At 49.5% G+C, this 17941-nt stretch carries 16 protein-coding genes; 1 reads left to right on the plus strand and 15 read right to left on the minus strand.

Annotation, left to right across the window (positions count from 1 at the left end; genetic code table 11):
- Positions 1–91 precede the first annotated feature (91 nt).
- The 15 genes from purF to HRU77_03250 all read right to left on the minus strand — a co-directional run bounded on the left by purF (position 92) and on the right by HRU77_03250 (position 17163).
- The gene (gene purF, locus HRU77_03180; GenBank protein ID QOJ19781.1) at positions 92–1612 is read right to left on the minus strand and encodes an amidophosphoribosyltransferase; all 1521 of its coding nucleotides are present in this window, start codon (positions 1610–1612) and stop codon (positions 92–94) included.
- Between the two features lie 111 nt (positions 1613–1723).
- Positions 1724–2230, minus strand: a complete 507-nt coding sequence (locus HRU77_03185) for a CvpA family protein (protein QOJ19782.1) — start codon at positions 2228–2230, stop codon at positions 1724–1726.
- Between the two features lie 65 nt (positions 2231–2295).
- Positions 2296–3036: an SPOR domain-containing protein gene (locus HRU77_03190; protein QOJ19783.1), complete on the minus strand. Its 741-nt coding sequence runs from the start codon at positions 3034–3036 to the stop codon at positions 2296–2298.
- Positions 3037–3052: 16 nt separating this feature from the next.
- On the minus strand, positions 3053–4345 hold the full coding sequence (gene folC / locus HRU77_03195) for a bifunctional tetrahydrofolate synthase/dihydrofolate synthase (protein ID QOJ19784.1): 1293 nt from the start codon (positions 4343–4345) through the stop codon (positions 3053–3055).
- A 27-nt stretch (positions 4346–4372) separates the two neighbouring features.
- On the minus strand, positions 4373–5242 hold the full coding sequence (locus HRU77_03200; protein ID QOJ19785.1) for an acetyl-CoA carboxylase carboxyltransferase subunit beta: 870 nt from the start codon (positions 5240–5242) through the stop codon (positions 4373–4375).
- Positions 5243–5275: 33 nt separating this feature from the next.
- Positions 5276–6088 carry a tryptophan synthase subunit alpha gene (locus HRU77_03205; GenBank protein QOJ22051.1) on the minus strand — a complete coding sequence of 271 codons (813 nt, stop codon included), beginning with the start codon at positions 6086–6088 and terminating at the stop codon, positions 5276–5278.
- A gap of 118 nt (positions 6089–6206) precedes the next feature.
- The gene (gene trpB / locus HRU77_03210; GenBank protein QOJ19786.1) at positions 6207–7406 is read right to left on the minus strand and encodes a tryptophan synthase subunit beta; all 1200 of its coding nucleotides are present in this window, start codon (positions 7404–7406) and stop codon (positions 6207–6209) included.
- Positions 7403–8020, minus strand: a complete 618-nt coding sequence (locus tag HRU77_03215; protein QOJ19787.1) for a phosphoribosylanthranilate isomerase — start codon at positions 8018–8020, stop codon at positions 7403–7405. The genes trpB and HRU77_03215 overlap by 4 nt, the downstream gene beginning before the upstream one ends.
- A gap of 29 nt (positions 8021–8049) precedes the next feature.
- Positions 8050–8847, minus strand: a complete 798-nt coding sequence (truA, locus tag HRU77_03220) for a tRNA pseudouridine(38-40) synthase TruA (GenBank protein QOJ22052.1) — start codon at positions 8845–8847, stop codon at positions 8050–8052.
- 60 nt (positions 8848–8907) lie between these two features.
- On the minus strand, positions 8908–11385 hold the full coding sequence (locus HRU77_03225) for a LysM peptidoglycan-binding domain-containing protein (GenBank protein ID QOJ22053.1): 2478 nt from the start codon (positions 11383–11385) through the stop codon (positions 8908–8910).
- 202 nt (positions 11386–11587) lie between these two features.
- Positions 11588–12700 carry an aspartate-semialdehyde dehydrogenase gene (asd, locus tag HRU77_03230; GenBank protein ID QOJ19788.1) on the minus strand — a complete coding sequence of 371 codons (1113 nt, stop codon included), beginning with the start codon at positions 12698–12700 and terminating at the stop codon, positions 11588–11590.
- Positions 12701–12765: 65 nt separating this feature from the next.
- Positions 12766–13827: a 3-isopropylmalate dehydrogenase gene (leuB, locus tag HRU77_03235; GenBank protein ID QOJ22054.1), complete on the minus strand. Its 1062-nt coding sequence runs from the start codon at positions 13825–13827 to the stop codon at positions 12766–12768.
- 23 nt (positions 13828–13850) lie between these two features.
- Entirely contained in the window at positions 13851–14489 is a 639-nt protein-coding gene (gene leuD / locus HRU77_03240) for a 3-isopropylmalate dehydratase small subunit (GenBank protein QOJ19789.1), read from the minus strand.
- Positions 14490–14522: 33 nt separating this feature from the next.
- On the minus strand, positions 14523–15935 hold the full coding sequence (gene leuC, locus HRU77_03245) for a 3-isopropylmalate dehydratase large subunit (protein ID QOJ19790.1): 1413 nt from the start codon (positions 15933–15935) through the stop codon (positions 14523–14525).
- An 82-nt stretch (positions 15936–16017) separates the two neighbouring features.
- Positions 16018–17163, minus strand: a complete 1146-nt coding sequence (locus HRU77_03250) for an MFS transporter (GenBank protein QOJ19791.1) — start codon at positions 17161–17163, stop codon at positions 16018–16020.
- Positions 17164–17511: 348 nt separating this feature from the next.
- On the opposite strand from HRU77_03250, the gene HRU77_03255 reads away from it, so the two are divergent.
- Complete coding sequence (locus HRU77_03255; GenBank protein ID QOJ19792.1) at positions 17512–17931, plus strand: rubrerythrin; 420 nt, start codon at positions 17512–17514, stop codon at positions 17929–17931.
- Positions 17932–17941 lie beyond the last annotated feature (10 nt).

The following is a 17941-nucleotide window of genomic DNA, read 5'->3' on the forward strand; positions in this document are numbered from 1 at the left end:
GTTTTAGAGATCAGGAAAGTTTATTATGAGCAAAAAATGAACAGCGCGATTCAAACCGATAGGATACCTGCTTAATTTTCAGCACCGTCCGCTATTCGGAAAAAACCAAACTCAAATCCAATTGTGAGTTGGGTTTGGCCTGCAATACCGAATGATTGGAATTACGTTGCGATTCAATAGTTTGCAAATATTCCGGTGTAATATCGCCGGTTATGTAATGACCATTGAAGCACGAAGTTTCAAAACTGTTAACGGCAGGCGATACTTTTGAAACCGCATGGCTAAGCGCATCCAAATCCTGGAAAATCAAATAATCCGCGCCGATTTCATTACAAATTTCTTCCGCCGTGCGATCAGTCGCGATTAACTCCTGACGGGTCGGCATATCGATGCCATAGACATTTGGATAGCGTACCGGTGGCGCCGCGGAAGCAAAGTAAATTTTATTTGCGCCGGCCTCGCGCGCCATCTGAACAATCTCGCGGCTTGTTGTTCCACGGACGATGGAATCATCCACTAACATCACATTTTTACCGCGAAATTCTATGCTCATCGCATTTAATTTCTGCCGCACGGATTTACGCCGTTGCTGCTGACCCGGCATGATAAAGGTACGGCCGACGTAACGGTTCTTGACAAACCCTTCACGAAAATCAACGCCTAAGCTGTTGGCAAGTTGCAAGGCGCTGGGACGGCTGGAATCCGGTATCGGAATGACGACATCGATATCCAAATGCGGTATTGTTTTTCTGATTTTCTCAGCCAGATGCTCTCCCATGTTGAGCCGCGTTTCATAAACCGAGATACCGTCGATGACCGAGTCGGGACGCGCCAGATAAACATATTCAAAAATGCAGGGATTCAGCGAAGCCTGTGCTGCGCATTGCTTGTTATAGAAATTGCCGTCTTCGTCGATAAAAATGGCTTCCCCGGGTTGTATATCGCGGATCAATTTAAAACCCAGCGTATCCAATGCCACACTTTCCGATGCGATCAAATATTCATCGCCCAGTTCATGTTCGGCGGTACCAAAAACCAGCGGCCGTATGCCATAGGGATCACGAAAAGCCAGCAATCCATACCCTGCAATCATTGCCACGACCGCATAAGCACCTTTGCAGCGTTTATGAACGCCCGCGACTGCGGCAAAAATTGTTGCCGGATCCAATTGGCAATTGCGCGTGCTTTCCTGCAATTCATGCGCCAGCACATTGAGTAAAACTTCCGAATCCGAATTGGTGTTCACATGCCGCAAATCGGTTCTGAACAATTCTTGATTCAGTTCCGCCGCGTTGGTTAAATTGCCGTTGTGACCCAGTACAATTCCAAACGGCGAGTTGACATAAAAAGGCTGCGCTTCCGCGGGTGAATTGGCTGATCCGGCTGTCGGGTAACGCACGTGACCGATGCCGATATTGCCGGCCAATGCGCGCATGTTCCGGGTGCGGAATACATCCCGCACTAGACCGAGGCCCTTGTGCATATGAAAAGTACTTCCTTGTGCAGTAACAATGCCGCTTGCATCCTGCCCGCGATGCTGCAACATCAGCAAACCGTCATAAAGCAATTGATTGACAGGTGATTTTGCAACAATGCCGAGAATTCCACACATATAAACGCTCCGTATACGCTGCTCTAATCAGCTTCAGGGTCCGAATTTAAATTGCTCTTTATAAGATAATCAGCAAAATAGCAACTTAAATTATGCGACTCGTCAATCATCTTAAGAATTCTCTTTTCTTTCAAAGCTAATACGTTTCGACAAATCGTTCGGAAGCCAAGGCAAAATCTGTAGCGCAATTACTTCTAAAGGACGGCTCAAAACCGCATGTTGCCAGAATACCTGATTAGGAATCGTCGTCAATCCTGCGATCAAGGTCAGTAGCGTTACAATTACCAGCGCTCGCAAAAAACCAAAAATCGAACCGAATAATCGATCGATAAATCCCAATCCAATACCTTTAATCAAGGTAGTCAACAGCATAGTCGCCAACGCAGTTATCAGCAATACCGACAAAAATGTCAGAGCGAATGCAATCGAGATTCGTAGTGTTTCACCGGTTATTTCGGCGGGCAAAAACTGTTCAAAAAACGATGCGTATGCGCTAGCCACAATAAAGGCAACTACCCAACCGGCAATGGATAATGCTTCCCGGACAAATCCCCGGAAAATACTCAAAATTACGGAAACTAGAAAAATGCCGGAAACGACATAATCAAATGCGGTCATCGGTGAAAATCAGTCCAGTTCTAATTGTTGAGTAAACAAAAAATCAAAATTACCCAGTTATCAACTTATTTGGGAGCCACTACGCCGTCCAATCCAAGCTTTTTTAATTTCTTTAATTCGGTTTCAGCGGCGCTTCGTGTCACGAAGGGACCGATCCTTACCCTTGTCACCTCATTTTGATCAATCTTCAGTGTTTCGGTATAAGCTTTGAAGCCGTTTGACAATAGATTGGCTTGTTGCTGCTTGGCTTTTGCCGGATCGGAAAACGCTCCCAGCTGCACGATGAAGCTTTTTGCCGTGTCTGCTGGTGCCGCTGCGGGAGTATCCGGTACTGGGGGTGCCGCTGTGGCAGCTGTAGCAGCCGGTGCAACCGCTGCAGTTTGTGCAGTGCCTACAGGTTTTGCCGCTGCTGTATTTTTTGTTTCTGGAGCAGCCGCTACTAAACGCCGGTCAATTTTTGGTTTAATACCGGGGATAGGAATACGTTTTTGCTCGCTTGACGATCCTCCGAATTCATCTCCGAACGGTGCGCTCATTCTAGATTTACTTGGTAATTCAGACGATGCGCCTTCTTCATCCGGCAATTCGCGGTTTACCGGTTCTTCTTTTGGCGTCGGGTCTATTTTAGTGATTCTGCCCGGTGGCAAATTGATGGCAATTTCCTGTTTCTCACCCTCGCCTTTGGGTTCATCGAATATTGCCGGCAATACAATAACGGCAGCCAAAACCAGTACGATTGCGCCAACTAAACGCCGTCTTGCGCGCTTTCTGAGTAATAATTCTTCTTCACTGATATTTTTGTTCATTTGAAATAGCCAATTATTACCTACTCTGTTGTGCATTCAAATACTGCAACACACCGCTTACTGTATAGAAAGACCCGAATGCGCAAATTCTATCATTTTTACCGGCATGTTCACAGGCAAAAACATAAGCCGCAACGCAATCGGCAAACTGACGAATGGCATCTCCATTGCCTGCAACACCCGCTTTATGAATTTCGTTGACCAGGTAATCAATCGGTGCAGCACGAGCAGAATCAACCGCACATACCAGCCAGAAATCAATATGGTCTTTTAAGGTCTGGACGACGCCTTGAATATCTTTGTCTTGCAGCATGGAAAAAACGGCATACGTATGGCCGCTCGGTTTGGTTGACGCTAGGTTTTGCGATAACACGGCCGCCGCGGCGGGATTGTGTGCGACATCCAGGATGATCATCGGCTGTGTCGAAACCACTTGAAATCTGCCCGGTATCACTGCCTCACCCAATCCCAGGCGGATTTCTTGCATGCTGACCGGCAGCAATTCGTGCAGCGTATCCAATGCGGCCAGACAAGCGCTTGCATTTTGCAGTTGCTTAACTCCGCGGAGTGCGGGAAAAGGTAAAGAATGGCGTTTGCCGTTAGGGCCCCAATAATCCCATTGCGTATGTTTATTAGAAAAACCGAATTCCTGATTAAGGCGGAAAAATTTTGCCCCCATTTTTTCTGCTTGCTGATAGACGGAATGCGGTATATCGGCTTCCGCGCAAATCGCCGGTTTATTTTTTCTAAAAATAGCGGCTTTCTCGAATCCGATTTTCTCCCGCGTATCCCCCAGATAATCCATATGATCGAGGTCGATACTGGTTAGAATCGCGCAATCCGCATCAAATAGATTAACCGCATCCAAGCGCCCACCTAGGCCAACCTCGAGAATTGCTACATCAACATGGGCTTGAACAAATACATGCAGCGCCGCCAACGTGCCAAATTCAAAAAAAGTCAGCGAGGTATGACAATCCTTACGGGCGATATCAATCTGCGCGAAGGCGTCACAAAGACTTTTATCATCCACTTCATTCTTATTGATGCGAACGCGTTCGTTATAACGCAGCAAATGTGGTGAGGTATAACAACCCGTTCTATATCCGGCGCAGACCAGTATGGATTCCAGCATTGCACAAACGGATCCTTTGCCGTTCGTACCGCCCACCACGATAATGGGAAATTGCGGTATCAGTTCCAGTTTGGATCGGACCCGTTCGATACGCTCCAATCCCATCTCAATCGTCTTGGGATGGAGTGATTCAAGGTAAGTTAACCAATCCGCGAGCGCGCTGGGGGCAGGCATTGAACAGGGGTCAGGCGGCAGCAACGGCTAAGATAGGGGTTCCGGAACACGCATCAGTTGCGTGCACAGCGTCACAATTTTATCTCGCATTTGCCTGCGATCGACAATCATATCAATCGCACCGTGCTGCAATAGGAATTCGGCCCGTTGAAAACCATCCGGCAGGGTTTGGCGCACGGTTTGTTCAATGACGCGGGGACCGGCAAAACCGATCAGCGCGCCGGGTTCGGCGATCACCACGTCGCCCAGAAAGGCGAAACTGGCCGATACGCCCCCCATCGTCGGATCGGTCAGCACCGATAGGAACGGTAATTTATGATGACTCAACTTGGTCAGCGCAGCGGTTGTTTTCGCCATTTGCATTAAGGAAAACAAGCCTTCCTGCATACGCGCGCCGCCGCTGGCGCTGAAACATATGAAAGGTACATGCTGATCAATACTGACTTTGACGCCGCGTACAAAACGCTCGCCCACGACGGACCCCATCGAACCGCCCATAAAACCAAATTCAAATACCGCAACCACGACCGGCATCGTTTTGATGGTTCCTTGCATCACTACCAGAGAGTCTTGTTCGTCCGTGCTTTCTTTCGCTTGCGTCAGGCGATCTGCATAGCGCTTGCTGTCTTTAAATTTCAGCGCATCGGTAGCAATCACTTCAGCGCCGATTTCATAGCGCCCTTCCGGATCCAGCAATTGATCGAGACGGTTTCTTGCGGAAATGCGATTATGGAAATCGCATTTAGGGCAGACATTCAGATTTTTGGCCAGATCCGTGTAATACAAAACCGCTTCGCAGGTACGGCATTTACTCCACAGGCCTTCGGGTACTATCTTCTTTTCACCAGCTTCTTTTCTTTTGATCTTTGGCGGAATAATGTTTTGAAACCAGCTCATGTGTTGCATTTCCTCAAACGTATTTTGCGTGTTTTAACCATTGCCTTCATTCTCATCGATGGCTTTGCGCAGAGCGCTGATCAAGCTTCCTACATTACTCAACAATTCCGCTTCTGAAGATTTCTCGATTTCCTCGATGATCCGGCTGCCGACCACCACGGCATCGGCCAAACCGGCTACGGCCTTGGCTGTCGCACCATCGCGTATGCCGAACCCGACACCGATGGGTAATGCTATATACTGACGTAATTGCGTCAACATCGCACCGACATCCTGAAGATTCAGATGCGATGCGCCGGTCACTCCTTTTAAGGAAACATAATACACATAGCCTCTGGCCATTTTAGCTACTTGCGCGATGCGCTCTTGAGGCGTCGTAGGAGACAGCAAGAAGATCGCATCGATTTCCTGTTTTTCCAGGCATTGCACCCATTCGGCGGATTCTTCAGGAGGATAATCGACGATGAGAACACCGTCGACGCCGCAATCTTTCGCTTTAGCGGCAAATACCGCAAAACCCATCGCTTCAACCGGATTGGCATAGCCCATTAAAACCACCGGCGTATTCGTATCCGTTTTTCTAAACTCACTCACCATGTCCAAAACGCCATTCAGGCTCACATGATGCTTCAGCGCCCGCTCCGACGATCTTTGAATGGTCGGCCCATCCGCCATAGGGTCGGAAAAAGGCACGCCCAACTCGATGATGTCGGCGCCCGATTGAACCAATTGATGCATCAATTGCACCGTTATCTGCGGATCGGGATCACCGGCGGTAATGAAGGGAATCAACGCTTTCCGGTTTTGTTTTTTTAACGCCGCAAAAACTGTGGCGATACGATTTATTTTTTCAGCGTCGCCCTGGCTGCCGAAAATATTCATTAAACTTTTTATAAAGCTCATGTGCTCAATCCGCTCTCAATTCTTCTCAGAAAACTGCAAACGCAATAGAATTCACCATTGATTACAGCGTTAAACCGGACATTTGCGCAACCGTTGCCATATCCTTATCACCCCGTCCGGATAAATTCACCAGCAGCAATTTGTCCTTCGGTAAAGTAGGCGCATATTTGGCGGCATAAGCCAATGCATGACTGGATTCCAGCGCCGGCATGATGCCTTCGAAACGGCATAGCGTGTGAAATGCTTCCAATGCTTCATCGTCGGTAATCGCAACGTATTCCGCGCGCCCGCAATCTTTCAACCAGGCATGTTCCGGTCCCACGCCGGGATAATCGAGACCGGCCGAGATGGAATGGGTTTCTATAATCTGGCCATTCTCGTCTTGGATAAGATAAGTACGGTTACCATGCAACACCCCGGGTTTACCCGTTGATAGCGTCGCCGCATGCTGATTGGTGTCGATGCCTTTTCCCGCTGCTTCCACACCGATCAAGCGCACATTGGCATTGTCAATATACGGATAGAATAAACCGATCGCGTTCGATCCGCCGCCGACACAGGCAATCAGCGCATCCGGCTGGCGATTGAAATCCTCCAGCATCTGCACTTTGGCTTCATTGCCGATAACCGCCTGAAAATCCCTGACCATCATCGGATAAGGATGCGGCCCGGCAACTGTGCCTATGATATAAAACGTATTCTCGACGTTGGTGACCCAATCCCGCATGGCTTCGTTCAATGCATCTTTTAAGGTGCGAGATCCGGATTCCACCGGCACCACGGTTGCGCCCAGCAGTTTCATACGATACACATTGGTAGCTTGGCGTTTTACATCTTCGGAACCCATGTAGACCACGCATTCCATACCATAGCGCGCAGCTACCGTGGCACTCGCCACACCATGCTGCCCCGCGCCGGTTTCCGCAATAACGCGCTTTTTCCCCATACGCCGGGCAAGCAGCGCCTGCCCGATGGTATTGTTGATTTTGTGCGCGCCGGTATGGTTCAGATCTTCGCGCTTCAGCAGGATCTGCGCGCCGCCTAAGTGCTCAGACCATCTTTTTGCATGATAAATGGGGCTGGGACGTCCTACGTAATGTTTCAATTCGTACGCAAATTCCGCTTTGAAGTCCGGGTCGTCGCGATAAAATTCATACTGTTTGCGTAAATCTTCCAGCGCTGAAATCAATGTTTCAGCGACAAATATGCCTCCATAGGGACCGAAATGGCCTTCTTTATTCGGCAGGTCATAAGCATTCACGATTGTTTAACTCCTTGCATGAAAGCAATAATTTTTTTCTTATCTTTAATACCTTTTGAGGCTTCCACGCCGCTTGAAACATCTACTGCCCACGGGTTTGTTTGCTTGATTGCATACGCCACATTATCCGGATTCAAACCACCGGACAGAATAAGCGGTAACGGCAGTTGCTGCGGAATAAGCCGCCAATCAAAAACATGGCCGGTTCCGCCGGGCATGTTGGCAGCATAGGTATCGAGTAATAATCCTTTTGCTGTCCTGTAACGTTCTGCATATTGTAGCAAATCTGTATCCGGTTTGACGCGAATCGCCTTAATATAAGGCTGTGAAAATTGGTTACAAAACTCCGGCGATTCATCGCCATGAAACTGCAACAGATTGAGCTTGGCAGCTCGCGCGGTTTCTTCCACCCAGGCAGCATCCGGGTCAACGTAAACACCCACCGTACAAACGAAAGGCGGTATGACGTCAGCAATGCGACGTGCGGAATCGGCATCGATATAGCGCGCGCTATGCAACCAAAAAACAAAACCGATGGCGTCAGCACCGCATTGCACCGCCGCTTCCGCGTCTTCACGACGGGTAATTCCGCATACTTTTACGCGCGCAGACATGGGATCTTCATGCTCTTTTTTTAAATGACTTAATCATGTAACGACAAACCAGGAATGATTGGCTTCGAAGAAGATTCCGGCAGCCCCCAGCAAGTATCATACTTCACACTAGCCAGATACAAACCTGCCGGTGAGAATGTCGGTGCAGCATAGGTCCGGTCGCAACTTGCCAATAGCCCATGCATCCATTCAACAGAATACTTCCCTTTCCCGATATAAACAAGGCAACCAATGATATTGCGCACCATGTGATGGAGAAATGCATTAGCGCGTATATCAAAAACCAATAGATTCCCCTGGCGAGTGATGGTTAGCCGGGTGATTGTCCGTACTGGAGATTTTGCTTGGCATTCGGCTGCCCGGAATGAAGAGAAATCATGCTCACCGACGAGAATATCGCCTGCGGTTTGCATTTTTTCCAGCTCTAGCGGGTGATGGTACCACCCCACTTTGTTATGGTTGATACCTGGCCGGACGGGCTGATTCAGTAACAAATATAAGTAGCGCCGCTCCAGCGCGCTATACCTTGCATGAAACTCGCCGGACACTTCGGCTGCCCATAGTATCGCGATGTCATCCGGCAATAAAGCGTTGACACCGCGTATCCAGGCGCTGACCGGGCGCCGCGCCGCTGTATCGAAATGCACGACCTGATACAACGCATGCACACCAGAATCGGTGCGTCCGGCGGTGATAATACGGATTTCTTCTTGCGCAATACGGGATAAGGCTGTTTCCAACACATCCTGAATCGAGCAGCCTTCCGGTTGGCTTTGCCATCCGCAGTAACGGCTGCCATCATATTCCAGAACCAGCGCTATCCGCACAAACAAAAAATCATTCTACTGATTGATACGTGCTTGCAGGAATGTATCAAGCAGCGATTCCTACAAGCTTTTCAGCATTTGTTTAGCAGCTTTTTTCTGCTTTTCATCGCCGTCTCGAATCACTTCTTCCAGCATTTCTTTAGCACCTTCCTTGTCATCCATCTCCTGATAAGCTTTTGCCAGGTCAAGTTTGGTTTCAACCTCTTGCCATTGCTCGCTCTTTTCACTCAAATCCGGATTTTCTTCCTGTTCAATTTCTTGCCCGGAATCCCCGAGATCCAAGTCGATTTTAGCCAATTCAAGCCCAGGCATGGATGGCTGCTCTGATTCCGGCGCTTCATGTTCACTATCCAGGGTCAGATCAAACTCCAGCGGCTCATCGCCCAAGCTCGATATCTTCTCGCTCTGATCAGCGACAGATTCATCATCGAGCGCCGGCACTTCGATTTCACTTGCAGGCTTATTTTTCGCTAGATCAATACCGGAATCACCCAGATCAAAATCCAGATCCACTTTTTCATTATCGAAAACGTGATCGTCGTTAACAGTAGCAACATCAAGCGATTTTTCCGAATCGTCGAAATTGATTTCCAAGCCATAATCGGAATTGTTCTCAGGTGCTTTCGAATCCTCCCCGGCATTCGCTAATTCCGTTTCATCATCGGCAAGCGATGGGTTCATTGCCACATGATGCTTAATCTCATCGACATCATCGCTTAAATCAAAGTCGATTTGATTCGCCGAGATCGCCGTATCATCGCCGGAATCGGCGGATTGACCGTAATCTTCTGCAAAATTACCAGGCGCTTCCGGGTCAGCGGGCGGCTCAGCCTGTTGCAAATCGGCATTCAACGACTCGTCATCGGCTTGCGATTCCGCTGCGGAATCAAATTTCGCAAAATTTTCTTCGTAATATTGCGCGTCTTTATCGAATTCTTCACCTTCAGAAGATGAATTAATATTCTGATAAGTTAAGTCATCGTCTACATTTTCGGACGACATTGAGCTGGCGGCAGCTTCCGCTGCTACATCGGCAGCCGTCATAGTCGCCATGCGATCTCGTATGGCTGAAGAGAAATTATCTTTCCTTGTTTCTTCTTCCTCTTCAACCGCCTCTTGTTGCTTGCGGCGTCTTTTGATCATTAGCAGAATCAATAGCAATCCTGAGATTAACGCAGCACCGATATATTCGATATGACCCAATAATAAATCAATCCATGAACTCCCTTCGGTTTCTGGCGGCAAGGGCGGCGGAACGATCGGCGCACTCTTGGTGGTTGCTTGTGCTACCGGCGGTGTAATGGGTGTTTCTGGTGCTGGCACCGGTATAGCATTCAATTCCGGCTTGGTATCTTTTTCAGGTAATGATTCTGTTGCAACCATCGGCTGCGCTTCCGGTTTAGCGGCGGTCTTGGCAGCGGGCTCGGCTTTAAGTTGTGCCTGAGCCAGAACGGAATCTTTCAATTCCAGCAGCTGTTTCAAATTATCAATACTTTTTTCCAGCATCGCCACACGCTCGTTCGCTTCTTTCAAAGCAAGATTTCGCGCAATGGCATCTTCTTCCATCATGCGCAGACGATCAACCAGAGCTGAATCCGGAATCTTACCGTCCTTATCGAGCAATTGCCCGCCGCTCGACAACTTAAGAACCTCTTTGGGAGCGCTCGGTGCCGCCGCGGATTTCTTATCCAGCGTGGTGGTAATCTGACCTTGATCGGATTGACTGATCGTATGCCGCGCCGGAGATTCCCGGCTGATATCCGCAAGTTTGCTTCGATAGCTGCGCCAATCGGCAGTTTGCACTTTAATTTCGACTCTTGCTGTGGATGCATCAATCGACGCTATTTCATTTTTTTCCGGTATTTTCAGAACAGTACCGGTTTTGAGCAAATTCATATTGTCCGCAATAAAGGCATCGCGATTGGCGTGATAAAGCGCCACGAGCATCTGATTAAGATCGACACCGGCCGGCAATACCTGGCGTGCAATGGACGATAGCGTATCGCCCCGTTTTACCGGCCCGTAGGATTTTTTCGTTTGCCCTGTTGAATTATTTTTCGTTTTGGATGATTTCGCGTTCCGGTTTTCTTGCTCAATACCTGGTGTCCTCTCCTCATCCAATTGAGTTGCCGCTATGACAGGTGCGGAATTGACATTTGCCGCCGCGAGATTCCGTGTATTGGTTTCAACAGGATCCAGCAGAACGGTATATTCGCGCAGTATACGCCCTGAAGACCAGTTCAATTCCAGCAATACCATCAAAAAAGGATCATTGACGGCCTGCGATGAGGACAGTTTGACGTACGGATTACCGTTTGCGCGCGACGCTATCGAAGCTTTAATGGTGGATAAAACCGGCTCGTAATTGATCCCCGCTTGTGTATATGCTTCCCGGGCCGCAACACTGGCTTGCAGAGACGACACATCATCGCTACTGGTCGTGACAATATCGATTTCAGCAGCCAGCGGTTGTCCCAGAGCGGAATTGAGCGTCAACTTGCCAAGTCCTGCAGCTTGAACGGCAAACCATGGCAACATCAAGAAGATTACAAGCAAGCTTACTCTAAAGGATGTTTTATACACCGAAGTACCCTCTCAGTTTTTTTGAAAAAAGATTTCGAAAGGCTAACACTGTGACGCAATCACGTAAGCTGCGATTATGCCTTAAATTACGGGCTAATTCATATAAAACAAACCGATAATTGTGGGAATGTAACTAAAGTATCAAGAAACGAAAATTTCAATGTTGAATGAGGATACGCAACATTCTGCGTAGTGGTTCCGCTGCGCCCCACAATAATTGGTCGCCGACGGTAAATACAGACAAATATTCATTACCCATCGCCAGCTTACGCAGGCGACCTACGGGTATCGATAACGAGCCTGTGACGGCCGTAGGCGTCAATCGTGAAGTTGTCGCTTCTCTTTCATTAGGCACAACCTGCACCCAATCATTGGAATTGGCAATAATGTCTTCGATTTCATCCAGAGGCACATCTTGCTTTAGCTTGATGGTGAGGGCCTGACTGTGGCAACGCATCGCGCCGACACGTACACAGATGCCGTCGACTGGAATTTGCCGGTCGCTGCTTCCCAGGATCTTGTTGGTTTCCGCCTGCCCTTTCCATTCTTCGCGGCTCTGTCCGTTGGCCACTTCTTTATCGATCCAGGGAATCAGGCTTCCAGCGAGCGGCACGCCGAAATTCTCCGTGGGGAATTTTTTATCGCGCAATGTGCCGGCGACTTCGCGATCGATTTCCAGAATACTGGAAGCGGGATTATCGAGTAAGTCCTTGGCTACGCGATGCGCCTCGCCCATTTGTTGCAGTAGCTCGCGCATATTTTTGGCGCCGGCGCCGGATGCCGCTTGATACGTCATGGCGCTCATCCACTCCACCATGCCCTTCTCAAATAGCCCGCCGACCGCCATTAACATCAGACTGACGGTGCAGTTACCACCGATATAATTTTTCACCCCGTCATGCAGCGCTTGTTCGATCACCGGCATATTGACCGGATCCAATATGATCACGGCGTCTTTTTCCATGCGCAACGCGGATGCTGCATCGATCCAATAGCCTTGCCAGCCGGATTGGCGCAATTGTTTAAAAATCTGATTGGTGTAATCCCCGCCTTGGCAAGAAATAATGATATCCATCGCACTCAGCTGATCAAGATCGAAAGCATCTTGTAACGGCGGTGTTTCCTTGCCAATTTCAGGGCCTGCGCCGCCTTTTTGCGAAGTTGTAAAGAACACAGGATCAATCAGAGAAAAATCTTCTTCTTCGCGCATTCTTTGCATCAATACGGAACCCACCATGCCACGCCAACCAACAAAACCCACTTGTTTCATTGCTTATCTCTTACCCTAAAATTGACAATCCGTTAATCAAATATATCTTCATTATTTAGACACGCTTACATTGCCGCCAATACCGCATCACCCATCGCCTTAGTGCCAACCGGCTTCATTCCGGGTTCATCAATATCTTTTGTACGGAAGCCCTGCGCCAAAACCTTCTTGACGGCATTTTCTATGCGTTGCGCCGCATCTTCCTGGTTGAATGTATAGCGCAGCATCATGGCAGCCGACAATATCGTCGCCAACGGATTCGCCAGATCCTTACCGGCAATATCCGGCGCCGAACCGTGAATCGGCTCGTACAAACCTTTGTTATTCTCATCCAGCGAAGCCGAAGGCAACATACCGATGGATCCCGTCAACATCGACGCTTCGTCAGACAAAATATCGCCGAACATGTTTCCGGTGACAATGACATCGAATTGTTTCGGATTACGCACCAATTGCATCGCGGCATTATCGACCAGCATATGCGACAACGTAACTTGCGGATATTCTTTAGCCACTTCAATTACCACATCGCGCCATAATTGCGTGCATTCCAGCACGTTCATTTTATCCACGGAACATAGCTTACCTTGCCGCTTAGCCGCCGCTTGAAAAGCGACATGCGCAATACGCCGTATTTCGGATTCACTGTAAATCATCGTGTTATAGCCCACACGCTGGCCGTCACGCATTTCAATCCCGCGCGGCTCGCCGAAATAAATATCACCGGTCAGTTCACGTACAATCATGATATCGAGACCCGCGACCACGTCGTATTTCAAACTGGAAGCATTGGCCAACTCGGGATAGAGTATCGCCGGCCGCAGGTTGGCAAACAAATTCAATTCCTTGCGGATGGCCAGCAAGCCTCTTTCGGGACGCTGATGGCGTGGCAGCGTATCGTAGCGCGGACCGCCGACGGCTCCGAGTAAAACCGCATCCGCCTGACTGGCCAACCGGTGTGTGGCTTCCGGGTATGGCTCTCCCGTGGCATCCACGGCGCAGCCGCCGATCAAGCCGTATTCCAGCTCGGCCGCTAAACCGTCTTTTCTCAATGCATCCAATACCCGCACAGCTTGCGCAACGATTTCCGGGCCGATCCCATCGCCGGATAAAACAGCAATTTTCATCATAGGTTAATTTCGTAAATAACTCAGGAGAACAGCCAAGGCTGCTCAGTGCGCCGCTTCTGTTCAAATTGTTTAATCTTTTCGGTTTGCTGCAAAGTCAGGCCGATTTCGTCCAAACCGTTAAGCAGGCAATGTCTGCGAAAAGCATCCACGGCAAACGGATAGACTTTATTCTGAGGTGTCGTCACGGTTTGATGCTCGAGATCCACCGTCAAGCAGTATCCTTCCACTGCTTTGACTTCTTCAAATAAGCGATCCAGAATCGCCGCATCCAGCACAACCGGCAATAAACCGATCTTGAAGCAATTATTAAAGAAAATATCGGCAAAACTGGGGGCAATGATGACGCGGAAACCATAATCCTGGAGCGACCAAGGCGCGTGCTCACGGCTCGACCCGCAGCCGAAATTGGCGCGCGCCAGTAATATCTGCGCACCTTGATAGCGCGGCTGGTTCAATACGAACTCCGGATTCGGCTGGCGCTGCGCCGGGTCCATACCCGGCTCTCCGTGATCAAGATAACGCCATTCATCAAACAAATTTTGACCAAAACCGGAACGCTTGATCGATTTGAGAAATTGCTTCGGAATGATGGCATCGGTATCGACATTGGCTCGATCCAGCGGCACCACCAGGCCGGTAAAAGTATGAAATTTTTCCATTGATGGGTAGCGGTAGTTGCTTACAGCCTGTAATTATTGATTGAATTCGCGCACATCGACAAAATGTCCCGCAATCGCAGCCGCGGCAGCCATGACCGGACTGACCAAATGCGTCCTGCCGCCGGGACCCTGCCGCCCTTCGAAATTGCGATTGGAAGTCGAAGCGCATCGCTCCCCTGCTGTCAGGCGATCGTCGTTCATCGCCAAACACATGGAGCAACCCGGTTCACGCCATTCGAATCCGGCCGAAACAAAGATTTTATCCAATCCTTCTTGCTCGGCTTGCTTCTTGACCAATCCGGAACCCGGAACCACTAGCGCCTGTTTGATATTGGCAGCAATATGTTTCCCTTTGATCACTTGCGCCGCCGCACGCAAATCTTCAATACGCGAGTTGGTACAGGAACCGATGAAGATTTTATCGAGCGTAATCTGCGTAATCGGTGTATTAGCATGCAATCCCATATAATTCAACGCTTGTTGCATATCGTGGCGTTTGACTTCATCGCTAATCTGCGCGGGATCAGGCACAGCACCATCGATCGTCGCCACCATTTCAGGCGAAGTGCCCCATGTCACTTGCGGTTTGATCTGCGCCGCATCCAGAGTGACCCTGCGGTCAAAAACCGCGCCATCGTCACTGTGCAGCGTGCGCCAGTAAGCAACCGCGCGATCCCACAACTCGCCCTGCGGCGCAAAAGGCCGTCCTTTAATGTAATTGATCGTAGTATCGTCAACCGCAACCATGCCGGCGCGCGCACCGGCCTCAATCGCCATATTGCACAGCGTCATGCGGCCTTCCATCGACAATGCGCGAATAGCGCTGCCGCTGAATTCAATCGCATAACCGGTGCCGCCGGCAGTACCGATTTCACCGATAATCGCCAACGCGATATCCTTGGCAGTGACGCCGAACCCTAATTGACCTTCCACGGCAATGCGCATGGTTTTGGATTTTTTCATCACCAGGCACTGCGTCGCAAGCACATGCTCGACTTCCGACGTGCCGATACCGAACGCCAGACAACCGAACGCGCCATGCGTGCTGGTATGCGAATCGCCGCACACGACCGTCATACCCGGCAACGTAGCACCCTGTTCCGGACCGATGACATGCACGATCCCTTGCCGCAAGTCGTTCATTTTGAACTCGGTAATGCCCAGCTCGTCGCAATTTTGATCCAGTGTATCCACTTGCAGGCGTGAGATAGGGTCATGAATACCATGACTGCGATCCGTAGTCGGCACGTTATGATCCGCCACTGCGAGAATGGAATTCAGGCGCCAAGGTTTTCTGCCGGCCAGCTTCAAGCTTTCAAATGCTTGCGGACTGGTAACTTCGTGTACTAAATGGCGGTCGATATAGATCAACGTCATACTGTCCGGATCGCCGGATTCGGTATGTACAACATGTTGACCCCACAGTTTGTCGTATAGCGTTTGCATCGGGTGAAATTTAAAAATTCGATTAACGCGCGATTATCCCACAAAGTTTACAAATTCAACAAACCAAGCGCACTTTCCCGCATCAATGCTTAAATGATTCCATTTTCCACGCGATTAAAACCAAGCCGGCCAATGCTGCCGCAGCACTGATCAGAAAAGTGATCTCCGCCCCCAGCCAATCCCAGGTATAACCGCTGCATACCGCGCCCAAAGCACCACCCACGCCATATGCCGTACTGGTATAGATGGCCTGGCCTTTGGCTTGATGGCGGCCTTGAAAAAATTGATGGATGACCATCATGGCGGCAATATGATGCGCGCCGTAAGTCGCTGCATGCAGAATCTGCGCAAAAACAATGACAACCGGCCAGTCGGCGTATTGTCCGATCAGAACAAAGCGAAGCATGGCGCAAGCGAAACTAAAAATCAGAATATGCTTTAAGCGGAAATGCCGCATCAACCACGGCATGATGAAGAAAATACCGATCTCACAAATCACCCCGGTTGCCCATAGCCAGCCGACGAATCCTTTGTCGTACCCATGCTCGACCAGATAGATAGAGAAAAACGTATAGTAAGCGCCGTGTGCGAACAGCATCAGCAAACTGGAAAGCAAAAACGCCATGACTTCCGGGCGCAAGCAAATCTGCCGCACCGAATGCAAGCCGGCGGTGTGGCGCATGATTTCTTTTTCCGGAATGTGATAAGAAAAAATCACAATGCCCAGTTTTAATCCCAGCACAACCCATAGCAACCAAGCAATTTCGACTTTTTCCAGCAGGTAACCGATACCCACCACCGCCAAAACGAATCCAACCGATCCCCAAGAGCGGATCCGGCCATACTTGTCGGTAGCATTTTCCAAGTGCGATAACGTAATCGCCTCCATCAGCGGCAGCGAAGCGCTCCAAAAGAAACTCATCAGCAGCATGACACAGAATATCCAGACAAAGGATTCACCGGCGAAAAAACCGCAAAAACTCACGAAACCACTGACTGCGGCGACTTGAACGACGCGTGCACGCTTGCCGGTATGATCCGCCAGCCAACCCCAGACAGCCGGCGAGAAAATCCGCGCGACCAGCAGCAACGACATCAACACGCCGATTTGCAACGCAGTGAACGACAACGACTGCAAATACAAGCTCCAATACGGCGAGAAGGCGCCAATGAAGGCAAAGTAAAAGAAATAAAATCCGGACAGACGCCAGTAAGGGAGTGACGGCATAGCGTGCGAATCGATGCGGTAATTGAACTGAGGGATAGCGATTGCTTATTCTACTGGAATTCACTCCGCAAATCTTTTGCCGGAAAGCTGGAAATACCACTGCTTTGCGCTCACTCCCTCGCAGATAGTTGACAATCCATAAGCCCTTCGATAGTCTCCACGCACGGAATGGATTTTGTATTTTTACGCACTCGCCATGCACTGATTATGCTGAAGGAAACGTTGGCAAGATGCACAACCATCATTCCATGCCTCGTTTCTCAGCCGATCTCGATTTTGTGCGATACAAAATACATTTTTTTCATCTATAGTAACGATAAAAACCCTCAAACTAAAAAGGAGAGCACAATGGAACTCAAAGGATCTAAAACCGAAGGAAATCTGAAGGCCGCTTTTGCCGGTGAATCGCAAGCCAATCGCCGCTATTTATACTTTGCGGCAAAAGCCGACGTAGAAGGACAAAACGATGTAGCTGCAGTATTCCGTTCCACCGCCGAGGGTGAAACCGGTCATGCGCACGGCCATCTGGAATATCTGGAAAACTGTGGTGACCCGGCGACCGGCTTACCGTTCGGCGCTTCCCGCGATAACCTGAAAACCGCGATCGCGGGTGAAACGCACGAATACACCGATATGTACCCAGGCATGGCAAAAACGGCGCGCGACGAAGGTTTCGACGAAATTGCCGATTGGTTTGAAACACTGGCCAAAGCGGAACGCTCACACGCCAATCGTTTCCAACGCGCATTGGACAGCTTGGCCGATTAATTCATCGCAG

The sequence above is a fragment of the Gammaproteobacteria bacterium genome (assembly GCA_015709615.1).
GTDB lineage: Bacteria > Pseudomonadota > Gammaproteobacteria > Burkholderiales > Nitrosomonadaceae > Nitrosomonas.